Origin of the sequence: Serinicoccus chungangensis (genome assembly GCF_006337125.1) — a bacterium.
GTDB classification, from domain to species: Bacteria; Actinomycetota; Actinomycetes; order Actinomycetales; family Dermatophilaceae; genus Ornithinicoccus; species Ornithinicoccus chungangensis.
The window spans coordinates 585,021-598,349 of sequence record NZ_CP040887.1 but is presented as its reverse complement, the minus strand read 5'-3'; the positions used below and the strand labels follow the sequence as shown (position 1 = coordinate 598,349).

Sequence of the window (13,329 nt, the reverse complement as noted above, 5' to 3'; positions counted from 1 at the left end):
TCATGACCACCGATCTTCTCACCTGCCCATCGAATGACGAGGAACCCCACCATGTCCGCGAGCCCCGAGCGCGCCCGGCCCCGGCTCGCGGCGCTCGACGCGCTCCGCCTGCTCGCGGCGCTGGCCGTCCTCTCCTACCACTACACGGCCATCGACCAGGAGTTCTGGGGTCACCCGGCCACCCAGGAGTTCCCCCAGCTCAGCCTGCTCACCCGCTACGGGTACCTCGGCGTGGAGCTGTTCTTCATCATCTCCGGTTTCGTCATCCTCATGACGGCCTACGGACGCAGCCTCCCCGCCTTCGTCGCGTCCCGGATCTCGCGTCTCTACCCGGCGTACTGGGCGGCCGTGATCCTCACCGTCCTGCTGCAGGCCTTCTGGGACGGCGGACGCAGCGTGGAGCCGGTCGAGGCGCTGGTCAACCTCACGATGCTGCAGGAGGCCTGGGACGTCACCAGCGTGCAAGGCGCCTTCTGGACGCTCTGGGTCGAGCTGAAGTTCTACCTCCTCATCGGGGTGATGCTGGCCCTGGGGGGAGTCACCCGGGGCCGGGCCATCGCCTTCGCGATCCTGTGGCCACCGCTGGCCCAGCTGGCGCGGGCCACCGACGCCGACCTGCTGGAGTCCCTGCTCATCACGAGCTGGGCCCCCTACTTCGCCGGGGGGATGCTGCTCTACCTCCTCCACCGGGAGGGACCCGACCTGCTGGTCCTGCTCGGGCTGGGGATGAACGTCGTCCTCGCCCTCCAGCAGGCGACCCGCTACGGCGACGCGGTCGCGCCGAGGCACAGCGACGCGCCCGTCTCGCAGGCGGTGCTCGCGGTGCTCGTCCTGCTCCTCTTCGCCGTCGTCTACGCCTGCTCCACCGGTCCCCTGTCCCGCGTGGACCGGGAGTGGTGCACGGCGGCCGGCGCGCTCACCTACCCCCTCTACCTGGTCCACGGGCAGTTCGGGTTCTTCGTCATCACCGGTCTCAGCGGCCGGGTCGACAGCCACCTCGTCCTGGCCCTCGCGGCGTCGCTGTCCCTGCTCCTGGCCTGGGCCATCCACCGGTTCGTCGAGCGGCCGTCCCACGGACCGATGCGCCGAGCCATCACCAGCTCCCTCACCCGACGCTGAGCCCGGCGCGGGGCTCGACGGTCACCGCCGGGCCGAGGCCGGCATGTCCTCGTAGAGCGTGCGGAACAGGTGGAACCACCGGGCGGCGAAGGCCTCCTGCCCGAACCTCTCCTCCACCCCGGCGCAGCCCTGGCTCAGGGCCCGCGCCAGCTCGGGGTCCTGGAGCACCTGCACCGTCCGGGCCGCCAGCCCGTCGATGTCGCCGTCGGGGACGAGGAAGCCGTTGGTCCCGTTGTCGATGATGTCGGCCGGGCCGTAGCGGATGTCGTAGCTGATGATCGGGCACGCCTGCCTCAGGGCCTCGACGAAGACCATGGGTGCGCCCTCGAACCGGCTGGACTGCAGGCACAGGGTGGCGCGGCGGTACTCCCGCCCCGGCTGCTGGGTGAAGCCCTCGAGCGTCACCGAGCCGGTCACCCCGAGGTCGTCGATGAGCTGCTGCAGCTCGGTCCGGCGGGAGCCCTCGCCGTAGATCGACAGGCGGGCGTCGGGCACCTGCTCGAGGACCTGGGCGAAGGCCCGGATGCCGTGGTCGGTGCGCTTCTGCCCGGCCAGCCGGCCCATCATGATGACCAGCCGGGGGTCCCGCTCGACGTCGGTGTGCGTGGCGCTGCCGGGCGCGGCGTGCGGCATGACCCAGAAGGTGTCCCGCCGACCGAGCAGCGCCTCGGCGTCGGCACGCTGGCTGTCGGTGAGGAAGACCATCGCGTCGACGGCGTCGAGGTGCGTGAACAGCCGGCGGAAGGACCCGCGGAGGTCGTCCAGCTCGCTGGAGGCCGTCCGGAGGTGGGAGTTGTGCGCCACGAAGCACGTGCGCACGTGGTCGCGGCGGTAGCCCACGACGTCGCGGTCCACCTGCCGGGCCTCGACCGCGAGCACCGTGGGACGGTGGTCGGTGAGCGCGTCCAGGGCGCGGTGGACCACCGGCGCCAGGGAGCCCGCCTGCGTCGTCTCCACCTCCCCGGCCTCGTCGAAGAGCGTCACCGTGGCCAGCCGGGGCCGCTCCCCCTCGCCGCGCGGTGGGTCGAAGGCGAGGGCGTACAGGGGGAGGCCGTTGCGGCGGTGGTACACGTGCTCCACCGGGGCGCTGCCGGCCGGTTCCCACCGCAGCGTGCGACGCAGGCGACCCGTGGCGTCGTACTCCTCCCGGCGGACCCGGTGCCCGTCGGCGTCGTAATGGTCCACGTGCTCCAGCGCACCGTCCCGGAAGCGGCGCAGCTCGTGCGGCACGCCCTCCACCCGGTGGACGAGGCCGCGGCCAGCCCTGACCCACCCCCGGGCCTCGAGGTCGGCGGGGGTCTCGCGGGTCGGCGGCGGCGGGTCGACCGGCTCGGTGGTGTCCGGGTAGGCGTCCATGAGCCACCGGATCTCCACGCCCTCACCGAGCTGGCCCCGTCGCCGCATGCCCTCCACGGCCCTCGGAAGGGTGTGCGCGTGGTTGCGGACCAGGACGACGGAGCGGACGCCGCCCTGCTCGTAGAGGGTGCGGCACTTGGCGAGGATGGAGGCCGTGCGGCCCCCGAACTCCATGGGGATCCCCTCCACCAGGACGACGTGCAGGACGTCCGGCGGCGGCAGCAGCTCGGGCACGGGGTCGCGACGCCTCGTGGGGACGGCCGGTGCCGGGGCCGGCGTGGTCGCACCGCGGTCACGGTCACCGGGCCGCAGCGATCGACGCAGCCGGTCGAGGACCCGGCGCGGCGTGGATCTCGGTCTTCCTGCCATCAGCAGGCATACTCGCATGAGTCCATCACGAGGAGGTTACCGAGAGTGCGTGTCATCACCTACGGCACCTACGACCTGTTCCACGAGGGGCACCGCCGTCTCCTGGAGCGCGCCAAGGCGCTCGGCGACTACCTCATCGTCGGTGTCACGACGGAGAACTACGACGACGCCCGCGGCAAGCTCAACGTGCAGCAGAGCCTCATGACCCGGATCAAGAACGTCGAGGACAGCGGCCTCGCCGACAAGATCATCATCGAGGAGTACGAGGGCCAGAAGGTCCAGGACATCCAGAAGCACCAGGTCGACGTCTTCGCGATCGGGTCCGACTGGCTCGGCCGGTTCGACTACCTCAAGGACTACTGCGACGTCGTCTACCTCGAGCGCACCAAGGGGGTGTCCAGCACCCAGCTGCGCAACGAGGCAGGCGTCATCAAGCTCGGCGTCGTCGGCGCCGGCCGGATCGCCCACCGCTTCGTCCAGGAGGCCCGCTTCGTCAGCGGGATCAGCGTCGAGGGGGTGCACAACCGCACGCACCGCACGGCTGAGGCCTTCGCGGCCGAGCACGAGCTCAACCAGGCCTTCGAGGACTACGACGCCCTGCTCGAGGCGGTGGACGCGGTCTACGTCGCCACCCCGCACGACACCCACGCCGACTTCACCCGGCGCGCCCTCGACGCGGGCGTCCACGTGCTCTGCGAGAAGCCGATGACCCTGGACCGGGCCGACACGGAGGCGCTCTTCGCCCAGGCACGAGAGCGCGGGCTGGTGCTCGTCGAGGCGATCAAGACCGCCTTCGCGCCGGGGTTCCAGCGGATGGTCGCCCTGGCCCGCAGCGGGGCGATCGGCCAGGTCCGCTCGGTCGACGCCACCTTCACCAAGCTGGTCGACGAGGGCCGCGAGCTGGAGGCACCGGCCGGCGGCAGCATCAGCGAGCTGGCCAGCTACCCCCTCGTGGCGGTGGTCAAGCTCCTGGGCACGGAGGTCACGGACGTCCGGACCACCTCGTTGCGCCCGGAGGGGTCGGACGTCGAGGTCTACTCCAAGATCGACCTGACCTTCCGGCACGGCGAGGCCACCGCGCGGACGGGTCTGGGCGTCAAGGCCGAGGGCGACCTCGTGGTGGCGGGGAGTGCGGGATACCTCTACGTGCCCGCGCCGTGGTGGAAGACGGAGTACTTCGAGGCCCGCTTCGAGGACAGCCGGGAGAACAAGAAGTACTACTACAAGTTCGACGGCGACGGCCTGCGGTACGAGCTCGCGGAGTTCGCCTGGCTCATCCGCAACGAGACGGCCGAGTCCTACAAGCTGCGGGCGGCCGAGTCCGTGGCGATCGCCGACATCATCGAGCGGGGGCGGGCAGACGCCCGGGTGATCCGCTGATGACCTCCGCGCCCCCGCCGGAGGGACCCCCCTCGGTGTCGAACGGCGCGCGGGTGCGCGCCACCGTCCGCGACGCGCGCTTCCACCTCACCCGGCACGCCCGGCGCGTGCTGCGCCGCCGGCTCGTCGCCGCCCGCCGGTCCGACAACGCCGTGCTGCAGCGGGCCTACGTGCTGGGGCGGCAGACGGCCCGCCGCACCCTCAACACGGTGACCGACCGGCAGGTCGGCTGGGTGGCGACGCTCTGGTCGGCCCGCTGGCTCGACGGCACCACGTACGAGCTCACCGGGTGGGCCTACGAGCGCGGCTACGGCCACCAGCAGCCCCCGCAGATCGAGGTCGAGCTGCGCCGGCGGGGCTCGGCCCCGGTCCGGGCCCGGGTGGAGCCGGTCACCGAGATGGAGATCAACGGACTGGCCCGTCGCGCGGAGTTCGACTACGCCAACACCGCCTTCGTCGCGCGGTTCGACCTGGCGCCCCTCCTGGCCGGCACGGACCCGCGGCCCTGGCGGGTGCACCTGCGGGTGACCGGGGCGGACGGCCGGTCCTCCTCCGGCACGCTGAAGGCACGTCATCGCGCGGGATCGGCCCGGGTCCTGGGCGCCCGCACCTTCCCCGGCGGGGTCCAGCTCGTCCCGCGCTGGGTGCGCCGCCGCGGCCTGTCGCTCGAGCGCCGCGTGCCCGGCGCCACGGCCGCCCACGTCGAGGTCCAGGGCCGCGAGGTCCGGGCCCGGGTCGAGCTGCGCGGAGTCCGCGCCGTGCGCGCCGAGCTGGTGTCGCGCGACGCCCGTCGTCCCCTGACGCTCGAGCGGGTGGACGGCACGCCGGGCACGGTCCTGGTGTCCGCGCCGGTGCCCGAGACCTGGACCACGACGTGGCTGGAGAGCGACCTGCTGGTGTCGGACACCGACGAGACCTCGACGCAGGGGGCGCGGGAGAGCAGCGCCGACGGCGGCCTGGAGGAGGTCACCGCCGAGCAGTCGGCCCCCACGGCTCCGGCGCCCGAGGGGGACGAGCACGAGGGCCAGCGTCTGGTCGCGCAGACCTACCGCCTGGTCGTCGTCGACGAGCAGGGCGTCGAGCACGTGGCCGCCACGCCGCTCGACCAGTCCGACCCCGTGCAGGACCCGCGTTCCGGGCTGCTGGCGTACTCCGGCGACGGCGGCAGCCTGCTCCTCGGGGAGACCCGCTCCCAGCTCGTGGTGAGCGAGGCGACCCTGGAGCCCGGCCCCGACCCCCGGCTGGTCTTCCGCGGCACCTGGGGCGGGCCCGGGGACCAGCTGTCACTGAGCCTGGTCGGTCGCCGGCAGACGCTGTCCGCCCACCTGGACCTGGCGGACGACGGCACCTGGTCGGCCTCGACGGACCTGCTCCAGGGGCAGTGGGGCGGACCCGCCCGGCTGCCCCGCACCGGCAGCTACGTGCTGCGGGCGGTGGACCCCACCGGCGGGACGGTGCGGGTCATGACGGCCCCCTCCCTCATCGCCCGGACGCCCGAGAAGCTGCCGTTCGACGAGGCCCGCCTGCGCTGGGAGACCGGCCGCGGCCGGTCGTTGCGGCTGCGGGTGGGGCTGACCCGCGGTCCCGACGAGCTCGGGTCCTACCACCAGCGGCGCATGGACGCCGCCTACCTGCACGGTCCCCACGAGCCTCAGCAGTCGGTCTACCTCGAGTCGTTCTACGGGCGGCTCGCCACGTGCAACCCGTTCGCGATCGACGCGGTGATCGCCCGGGAGCACCCCGACTGGGTGCGCTACTGGGGGGTCACGGACCTGTCCGTGCCGGTGCCCGAGGGCGCGATCGCCGTCGTGGAGGGCACGCAGGCGTGGTTCGACGCGCGGGCGACGTCGCGCTACGTCGTCGTCAACGACTGGCTGCGCAGCAGGTTCGTGCGGCAGCCCTTCCAGACGGTCCTGCAGACCTGGCACGGCTCGATGTTCAAGCGCATCGGCCTGGACCGCCCGACCGCAGGCGCCTCCACCCGCGCCGCGCTCCTGGTCGAGCGGGACAAGTGGGACGTCCTGCTGAGCCAGAACCACCACAGCACGCGGATCTTCCGCAGCGCCTACGCCTGGGAGGGCACCTTCTACGAGGAGGGCTACCCGCGCAACGACGCCCTGGTGGACGGGTCCGGGGAGCACGTCCGCGAGCGGCTCGGCATCCGCCCCGACCAGAAGGCGGTCCTCTACGCGCCGACCTGGCGGGACAACACCGCCGGCATGGTGCTCTTCCTCGACCTGGAGCGGCTCACCGCCGAGCTCGGCGAGGACTACGTCGTGCTGCTGCGCGGCCACTCCCGCACGGTCGGGCACGGGCGCAGCGTGGAGCTGCCCGGCGTCATCGACGTCACCACCTACCCCAGCATCACCGAGCTCTTCCTCGCCGCGGACGCGATGATCACCGACTACTCCTCGGTGATGTTCGACTTCTCCGTCACCCGCCGGCCGATGATCTTCTACGTCCCGGACCTCGACGAGTACCGCGACGACGTCCGGGGGGTCTACTTCGACCTCGCCGAGGAGGCGCCCGGCCCCGTGGTGAGCACCCAGGACGCGGTGGTCGACGCCATCCGGACGATGGACGACACCGACCGCTACGCGGAGCGGTACGACGACTGGGTCGAGCGGTTCAACCACCTCGACGACGGGCGCAGCGCCGAGCGGGTCGTGCGGCGTCTCTTCGGCGAGGGCTGACGCCGCTCGGTCAGAGCAGCGCGGCGAGGGTGCCCGCCAGCGAGCGGGGACGTCGGACGGGCCGCCGGACCGTGCTGCGGCCCCGGCTGGGTGCCGCGCCCAGGTGCGGGCGCCGGTCCTCGGCCCTGCGCCAGGCCAGCTCGTCGACCGCCGCGGCGACCGACTCCTCCCCCGCCGTGTCGGGCAGGACGGTCTCCGCCGGCCCCGCCTGCGGCAGCGGTGCTCCCCCGGCGACCAGCAGGAGGCAGGGCAGGGACCGCTGGGCGCACCACGCCCGGTCCTGCTGCTGCGCGGGCCAACGGACGACCCGCACGGGAACCCAGCCAGTGGTCACGGCCGCTCCTTCATCTCGACGTGCGGACACCGCCAGTCTGCCCCGACGCCAGGGGCACCGAGCGCCAGATCGGCCCGGATCGGCAAGGGTTCACGGCACGTTCACGCGCCCGTCCCCGACCCGTCGCGCAGGCGCCTCCGCACGTGACGACGGGCCGCTCCCTGGAGGGAGCGGCCCGTCGTCCGGAGCGGTGCGGGTCAGCCGTCGCTGCCCGGCGTGGTGCCGAGGTCGCCCATCTCCATGACCTGGTCGGCCGGGGGAGCCTCGATCTCCTGGGGCTCGCCCCAGTTGTCCATCATCATCTCCGCGGTCATCCCCTCGAGCTCGAAGCTCAGCTGCCGCATGAGGTTGTCGTCGTCCAGCCAGACGTCGTAGGTCACCGGCTCGTCGCCGACCGCGGCGGTCATGGCCGCCGCGTCCTCGCCACCGGCCTCGGCGATCGCCTGCGGGTCGACGGTGACCTGGTAGTGGCCCATCTCGGTGCCGTCGACGTCCTCGTCGCCCAGGAAGAGGACCTGCTGGGCGCCCTCCTCCCACGCCTCCCACTGGGTGGAGACGTCGATGTCCTCCATCGCCGCGGCCTGGCCGAGGACGTCCTCGCCGGCCTGCATGTACATCCCCTCCGGCGTGACGCCGGGCATGGCGAGGTAGAGCTGGCCGTCGGTGGTGATCATCTCCAGCTCCCCCATCTCCGGCATCGTCATCATCATCTGCATGGCGGCCTCGTCCCCGCTGAGATCGACCGCCCCGTCGGCCTGGATGGACTGGCCGTCGGCCTGCATGTCCATGGTGAGCGTGTAGCTCGAGAGCGTCTCCTCACCCGGCTCCTGCAGCATCGCCAGGAACTCCTCGACCGGGATCTCCTCGCCCTCGGCGGCCTCACCGCCGGAGTCCGACTCGGACTCCTCGGCGGTGTCCTCGGCGGCGGTGTCCTCGGCGCTCTCCTCCTCGCCGTCCGGCGTGCTCTCCTGGGTCGCGGCCTCGGTCGGGCTCGCGGCGTCCCCCTCGGAGCCCCCGCCGCACCCGGTGAGCCCGAGGCCCAGGATCCCTGCGCTGACGACCGCGCCGAGGCGCATCCTCGTGGTGCTCATGTGTCCGTGCCCTTCCCTACGGTGCCGGCCCGACGGCCGTCGTGGTGGAACCATCGTGGCACAACGCACCTGTCGGTTCTGCCCAGCCTGCGGTGCTGTGGTCGAATGGGTCGTCTGAAACCATCCCTCCAGCAGAACGCAGGAACCACCACGTGACCGGCAACGCCACCTTCCGGCACCGCGACACCGCCGTGCTGTCCGTCACCGCTGTCGACGCCCCGGTCGTCAAGACCTCGGCCGAGTTCGACGAGGTGATCGGTGACTCCTACACCCGCAACGGGCTGCGCCCGGGCATGCTGGCCAAGCTCGCCGGCATCTCGGAGCGCCGGTGGTGGCGCGAGGACCAGACCTTCGTCGACGGCGCCGTCCAGGCGGCGCAGGAGGCGCTCGCGGAGGCGGGGGTCGACGCCGGTCGGGTCGGTCTGCTCATCAACACCTCGGTCAGCCGGGAGCACCTCGAGCCCTCGATCGCGGTGTCCATCCACCAGGCGCTCGGGCTGCCCACGGCCTGCCTGAACTTCGACCTCACCAACGCCTGCCTCGGCTTTGTCAACGGTATGCAGCTCGCCGCCACGATGATCGACGCCGGCCAGATCGACTACGCCCTGGTCGTGTGCGGCGAGGGCTCGCGCACCCCGCAGGAGCGGACCCTGGAGCGGCTCTCCGGGGAGGACGCCACGGCGCAGGACATCGTCAGCCAGTTCGCCACCCTCACGCTGGGCTCGGGCGCGGCCGCGATGCTGCTCGGCCGGGCCAGCGAGCACCCCGAGGGCCACCGCGTCGTCGGGGGCGTGACCCGCGCGGCCACCGAGCACCACGAGCTGTGCATCGGGGACTTCACCGAGATGCGGACCGACGCCCAGGGGCTGCTCGTCGCCGGCATGGGGCTGGCCAAGCAGCTGTGGGCGGACGCCGCCCAGGAGTTCGACTGGAGCGACATGGACCGCTACATCGTCCACCAGGTCTCCCAGGTGCACACGAGCAAGACGGCGGAGTCGCTGGGGCTGGACCAGTCGCGCATCCCGCTGACCTTCCCGACCTACGGCAACGTGGGACCCGCCGCGGTGGCGATCACCCTCGCCAAGGAGACCGGCTCGCTGGAGCGCGGTGACCGCGTCCTCATGATGGGCATCGGCTCCGGGCTCAACATGACCTGTCTCGAGATCGACTGGTGAGCTGAGCGACACCGTCGTGCCCACCGCTGCCCGCACCCCGCGCCAGTCCGTCCACGACCCCGCCCGCCGGTCCGCGCACGAGGAGGTGGGGCTGCCGCCGACCGGCGTCCCGGGGGTGGACCCGGGCTGGTCCCGGGTGGTCCTCGCGCCGGACGCCGACGGGCTGACCCGTCGGTGGCACCTGCTCGACAACGGCCCGCAGCTGCAGGCGGCCGGCGTCCCGGTGCGCGGCACCGTGCTCGCCGTCCACGGCAACCCCACCTGGTCCTATCTGTGGCGCCGCGTGCTCGAGCAGGCACCGACCGGGTGGCGGGTGGTGGCGGTCGACCAGCTCGGGATGGGCTGGTCCGAGCGCCCGGGCCGGCCGCGCACGCTGGCCCAGCGGGTGGACGACCTCGCCGGTCTCACCGAGGCGCTCGACCTCCGCGGCCCCGTCGTCGCCCTCGCGCACGACTGGGGCGGCCCGGTCGCGCTGGGGTGGGCGCTCGCGCACCCCGACCTGCTGGCCGCGGTGGTGCTCACCAACACCGCCGTGCACCAGCCGGTCGAGCACGCCGCGCCGGCGGTCATCCGCCTCGCCCGGGCCCCGATGCTGCTGGCGCGGGTGTGCCGCACCACGCCGGCCTTCGTGCGGGCGACCACCGCCCTGTCCCGGCCCGCGCTGCCCCGGGAGGTGCGCGACGCCTTCGCGGCGCCCTACGCGAGCGCGCGCCGCCGGGACGCCGTCGCGGACTTCGTGCGCGACATCCCCTTCGAGGACGACCACCCCAGCCGGCCCGCCCTCGACGCCATCGCCGACGGGGTGCGCGGGCTCGACGTGCCCGCGCTGCTCGTCTGGGGCCCCCGGGACCCGGTGTTCTCCCAGCGCTACCTCGAGGACCTGGTGGGTCGCCTGCCGCAGGCCGACGTTCACGTCTGCCCCGGCGCCTCCCACCTCGTGCTCGAGGACAGCCCGGAGGCGGTCGGCGTCGTCTGGGACTGGGTGCAGCAGCAGGTCCCGGGTGGCGCGGCCGCCCCGGACGGGCCGGGTGACGGGGCGCCCGTCGAGCACCGCGGGGCGACGACCGTACCGGTGGCCGTGGACCTCCGCCGGCCGGACGAGACGGCGGTGGTGGAGCTCGGGGGCCCGCGACCGCGGCAGGTAACCTTCGGCGAGCTCGGCCGGAGGGTGGACGCCCTCGCCCGCGGCCTGGCCGGCCGGGGCGTGCGACCCGGTGACCGGGTCGCGGTGCTCGTGCCGCCCGGCATCGACCTGACCACGGTCGTGTATGCCGTCTGGCGCCTCGGTGCGGTCGTCGTCATCGCCGACGCCGGCCTCGGCCTCGGCCGCCTGGGGGCGGCGCTGCGGGGCGCCGGCCCCCGGCACGTCATCGGGATCACCCCGGCGCTGGCCCTCGCCGCGCTGACCCGGGTGCCCGGCCGGCGGATCCGGGTGGACCGCTCCGGGTCGACGCTGGCCGACCTCGCCGCCAAGGGGCTCCGGCACGACACCCCGTTGCCGGAGGACCTGGACGAGGACGCCGACGGCGCGGTCCTGTTCACCTCCGGCGCCACCGGACCACCCAAGGGGGTGGTCTACACCCGCCGCGGCCTCGGCGCCCAGGTGGCCCTGCTGCGCGACACCTTCGGCTTCGGGCCCGGCGAGCGCTTCGTGGCGGCCTTCGCCCCCTTCGCGCTCTACGGCCCGGCGCTGGGCCTGACGAGCGCCGTGCCGGACATGGACGTGACCGCCCCGCACACCCTCACCGCCGACGCGCTCGCCCGGGCGGTCGACGCGGTCGGGGCGACCATGGTCTTCGCCGCGCCCGCCGCGCTGCGCAACGTCGTCGCGACCGCGGGGTCGCTGACCGCGCACCAGCGGGAGGTGCTCGCCGGACCGCGGCTGGTGCTCTCCGCCGGCGCCCCGGTGCCGACCTCCCTGCTGCACGAGGTGCGCGCCGTGCTGCCGGGCGCGCAGACGCAGACGCCCTACGGCATGACCGAGGCCCTGCCGGTGGCCACCCACGACCCGACCGCGTCGGCCTCCGGCCCGGGTGCGGCGCCACCCGGCGCGGGGGTGTGCGTCGGGGCGCCGGTGCCCGGCGTCGAGGTCGGCATCGCCCCGCTGGACGACCTCGGGGAGCCGGCGCAGGAGCTGCGCAGCGACCCGGACGTGGTCGGCGAGATCGTCGTGCGGGGGCCGCACGTCAAGGACCGCTACGACCGGCGCTGGGGCGCGCAGCGGGCCAGCGCCCGCCCGGCGGGGTGGCACCGGACCGGTGACGTGGGCCGGCTGGACGAGCAGGGTCGGCTCTGGGTGGAGGGCCGGCTGACGCACGTCGTGGCGACGGCCGACGGGCCGGTCACCCCCTACCCCGTCGAGGACCGGGTGCGGGGCCTGGACGGGCTGGCCGACGTGGCGGTGGTCGGCGTCGGCCCGGCCGGGACCCGGCTGGTCGTCCTCGTGCTCGTGCCCACCCGGCGGGCCGGCCCCCTCGCCCGCGCCACCGGCGCGCCCCGGGGGGCCCGGGCGCTGGCCGACCCGGAGCTCGCGGCCCGGGCCCGCGCGTCGGCCGGGGTGCCGGTGGCGGCGGTGCTCGTGCGGGACTGGCTGCCGGTGGACGTCCGGCACGCGAGCAAGGTGGACCGCACCGCGCTGGCCCACTGGGCCGAGGCCGTCCTGCACGGGCAGCGCCGGACCCGCCGGGGCGGGGCACCCCGCACGAGGAGCCGCTGATGACCGGGCGGGTGCTCGTCACCGGCGCGAGCGGGATGCTCGGCGGGGCCGTGGCCGACCTGCTCGCCGAGCGCGGCTGGGACGTGACCGTCATGCAGCGGCGGCCCGCCGGCGGGCCGCACCGCGAGCTGCTCGGCGACATCCGCGACGCCGACGCCGTGCACCGGGCGGTGGCCGGGCAGGACGCCGTGGTGCACCTGGCCGCCAAGGTCGACGTCGTCGGTCCGTGGCGCGACTTCGTGGACGTCAACGTGCGCGGCACACGACGTGTCATCGAGGCCCTGCGCGCCCAGGGCGGTGGCCGGCTGGTGCAGGTCAGCTCGCCCTCGGTGGCCCACACCGGCCGCTCCCTCAGCGGCGCCGGGGCCGGGCCCGCCACGCCGATGCGGGCGCGCGGTCACTACGCCCGCACCAAGGCGGCCGCCGAGCTCTTCGCCCTCGAGGCGGACTCCGGGCAGCTGCGGACGACGGCGGTCCGGCCGCACCTCGTGTGGGGACCGGGCGACACCCAGCTCGTCGGCCGGATCGCCGAGCGCGCCCGGCAGGGTCGGCTGGCGCTGGTCGGCGCGGGCACGGCGCTGGTGGACACGACCTACGTCGACAACGCCGCCTCCGCCCTCGTCGCCGCGCTGGAGCGGATCGAGGTCGCCCACGGCCAGGCCCTCGTGGTGACCAACGGCGAGCCGCGGCCGATCGGCGAGCTCGTCGGTGACATCTGCCGCGCAGTGGGAGCCCCCGCCCCCCGCCTGCACCTGCCCACGCCCCTCGCGTGGGGGCTCGGTGCCGCCGTGGAGGGAGCGACCGCGCTGTCCGGACGCCTCCCCGGGGTCCCGACCATCACCCAGCCGCCGATGACGCGCTTCCTGGCCGAGCAGCTGTCCACGGCGCACTGGTTCGACCAGCGGCACACCCGGGAGGTCCTGGACTGGCGGCCGTCCGTGACCATCGACGAGGGCCTCACCCGCCTCTGAGCCGCGCGCGACCGCAGCGGTCGTGCCGCCCCACCGGCCGTCCTGAGGGCGCACCCGGTGCACCCGCGCTGCTCGGGGAGCGGCCCGGGCCGGACCTCTCCCCCGGCGGCGGCGCAGCGCTCACC

At 74.3% G+C, this 13,329-nt stretch carries 9 protein-coding genes; 6 read left to right on the top strand and 3 right to left on the bottom strand.

All coding sequences use genetic code 11. The features are described 5' to 3' along the window. Positions 1–51 precede the first annotated feature (51 nt). Complete coding sequence (locus tag FHD63_RS02735) at positions 52–1,119, top strand: acyltransferase family protein (RefSeq protein WP_158296690.1); 1,068 nt, start codon at positions 52–54, stop codon at positions 1,117–1,119. Positions 1,120–1,140: 21 nt separating this feature from the next. Here the strand turns inward: FHD63_RS02735 and FHD63_RS02730 are convergent, their stop codons facing one another. Then, a complete protein-coding gene (locus FHD63_RS02730; protein WP_139719934.1) occupies positions 1,141–2,709 on the bottom strand; it encodes a glycosyltransferase in 1,569 nt (522 codons plus the stop codon). Between the two features lie 180 nt (positions 2,710–2,889). On the opposite strand from FHD63_RS02730, the gene FHD63_RS02725 reads away from it, so the two are divergent. Both FHD63_RS02725 and FHD63_RS02720 read left to right on the top strand, forming a co-directional pair. Continuing rightward, complete coding sequence (locus FHD63_RS02725; protein ID WP_139719932.1) at positions 2,890–4,224, top strand: Gfo/Idh/MocA family oxidoreductase; 1,335 nt, start codon at positions 2,890–2,892, stop codon at positions 4,222–4,224. Beyond that, positions 4,224–6,917, top strand: coding sequence for a CDP-glycerol glycerophosphotransferase family protein (locus FHD63_RS02720; RefSeq protein ID WP_139719930.1), 2,694 nt, complete (start codon positions 4,224–4,226; stop codon positions 6,915–6,917). The genes FHD63_RS02725 and FHD63_RS02720 overlap by 1 nt, the downstream gene beginning before the upstream one ends. A 10-nt stretch (positions 6,918–6,927) precedes the next feature. Here FHD63_RS02720 and FHD63_RS02715 read toward each other — a convergent pair whose 3' ends face one another. Both FHD63_RS02715 and FHD63_RS02710 read right to left on the bottom strand, forming a co-directional pair. Next, the gene (locus tag FHD63_RS02715) at positions 6,928–7,251 is read right to left on the bottom strand and encodes a hypothetical protein (protein WP_139719929.1); all 324 of its coding nucleotides are present in this window, start codon (positions 7,249–7,251) and stop codon (positions 6,928–6,930) included. A gap of 197 nt (positions 7,252–7,448) precedes the next feature. Next, positions 7,449–8,342: an SCO4651 family lipoprotein gene (locus FHD63_RS02710; protein ID WP_139719927.1), complete on the bottom strand. Its 894-nt coding sequence runs from the start codon at positions 8,340–8,342 to the stop codon at positions 7,449–7,451. 152 nt (positions 8,343–8,494) lie between these two features. Between FHD63_RS02710 and FHD63_RS02705 the strand changes: the two genes are divergently transcribed. The 3 genes from FHD63_RS02705 to FHD63_RS02695 are packed head-to-tail and all read left to right on the top strand — an operon-like array spanning position 8,495 to position 13,204. After that, positions 8,495–9,517: a 3-oxoacyl-ACP synthase III gene (locus FHD63_RS02705; protein ID WP_139719926.1), complete on the top strand. Its 1,023-nt coding sequence runs from the start codon at positions 8,495–8,497 to the stop codon at positions 9,515–9,517. A 16-nt stretch (positions 9,518–9,533) separates the two neighbouring features. Beyond that, complete coding sequence (locus FHD63_RS02700; RefSeq protein WP_139719924.1) at positions 9,534–12,233, top strand: alpha/beta fold hydrolase; 2,700 nt, start codon at positions 9,534–9,536, stop codon at positions 12,231–12,233. After that, the gene (locus FHD63_RS02695) at positions 12,233–13,204 is read left to right on the top strand and encodes an NAD-dependent epimerase/dehydratase family protein (RefSeq protein ID WP_170215583.1); all 972 of its coding nucleotides are present in this window, start codon (positions 12,233–12,235) and stop codon (positions 13,202–13,204) included. The genes FHD63_RS02700 and FHD63_RS02695 overlap by 1 nt, the downstream gene beginning before the upstream one ends. Positions 13,205–13,329 lie beyond the last annotated feature (125 nt).

What these genes read in the sequence shown, in the direction of transcription:
- FHD63_RS02735 (WP_158296690.1), top strand. Translation starts at nt 52, where the DNA reads ATGTCCGCGAGCCCCGAGCGCGCCCGGCCCCGGCTCGCGGCGCTCGAC.
- FHD63_RS02720 (WP_139719930.1), top strand. Translation starts at nt 4,224, where the DNA reads ATGACCTCCGCGCCCCCGCCGGAGGGACCCCCCTCGGTGTCGAACGGC.
- FHD63_RS02710 (WP_139719927.1), bottom strand. Translation starts at nt 8,342, where the DNA reads ATGAGCACCACGAGGATGCGCCTCGGCGCGGTCGTCAGCGCAGGGATC.
- FHD63_RS02695 (WP_170215583.1), top strand. Translation starts at nt 12,233, where the DNA reads ATGACCGGGCGGGTGCTCGTCACCGGCGCGAGCGGGATGCTCGGCGGG.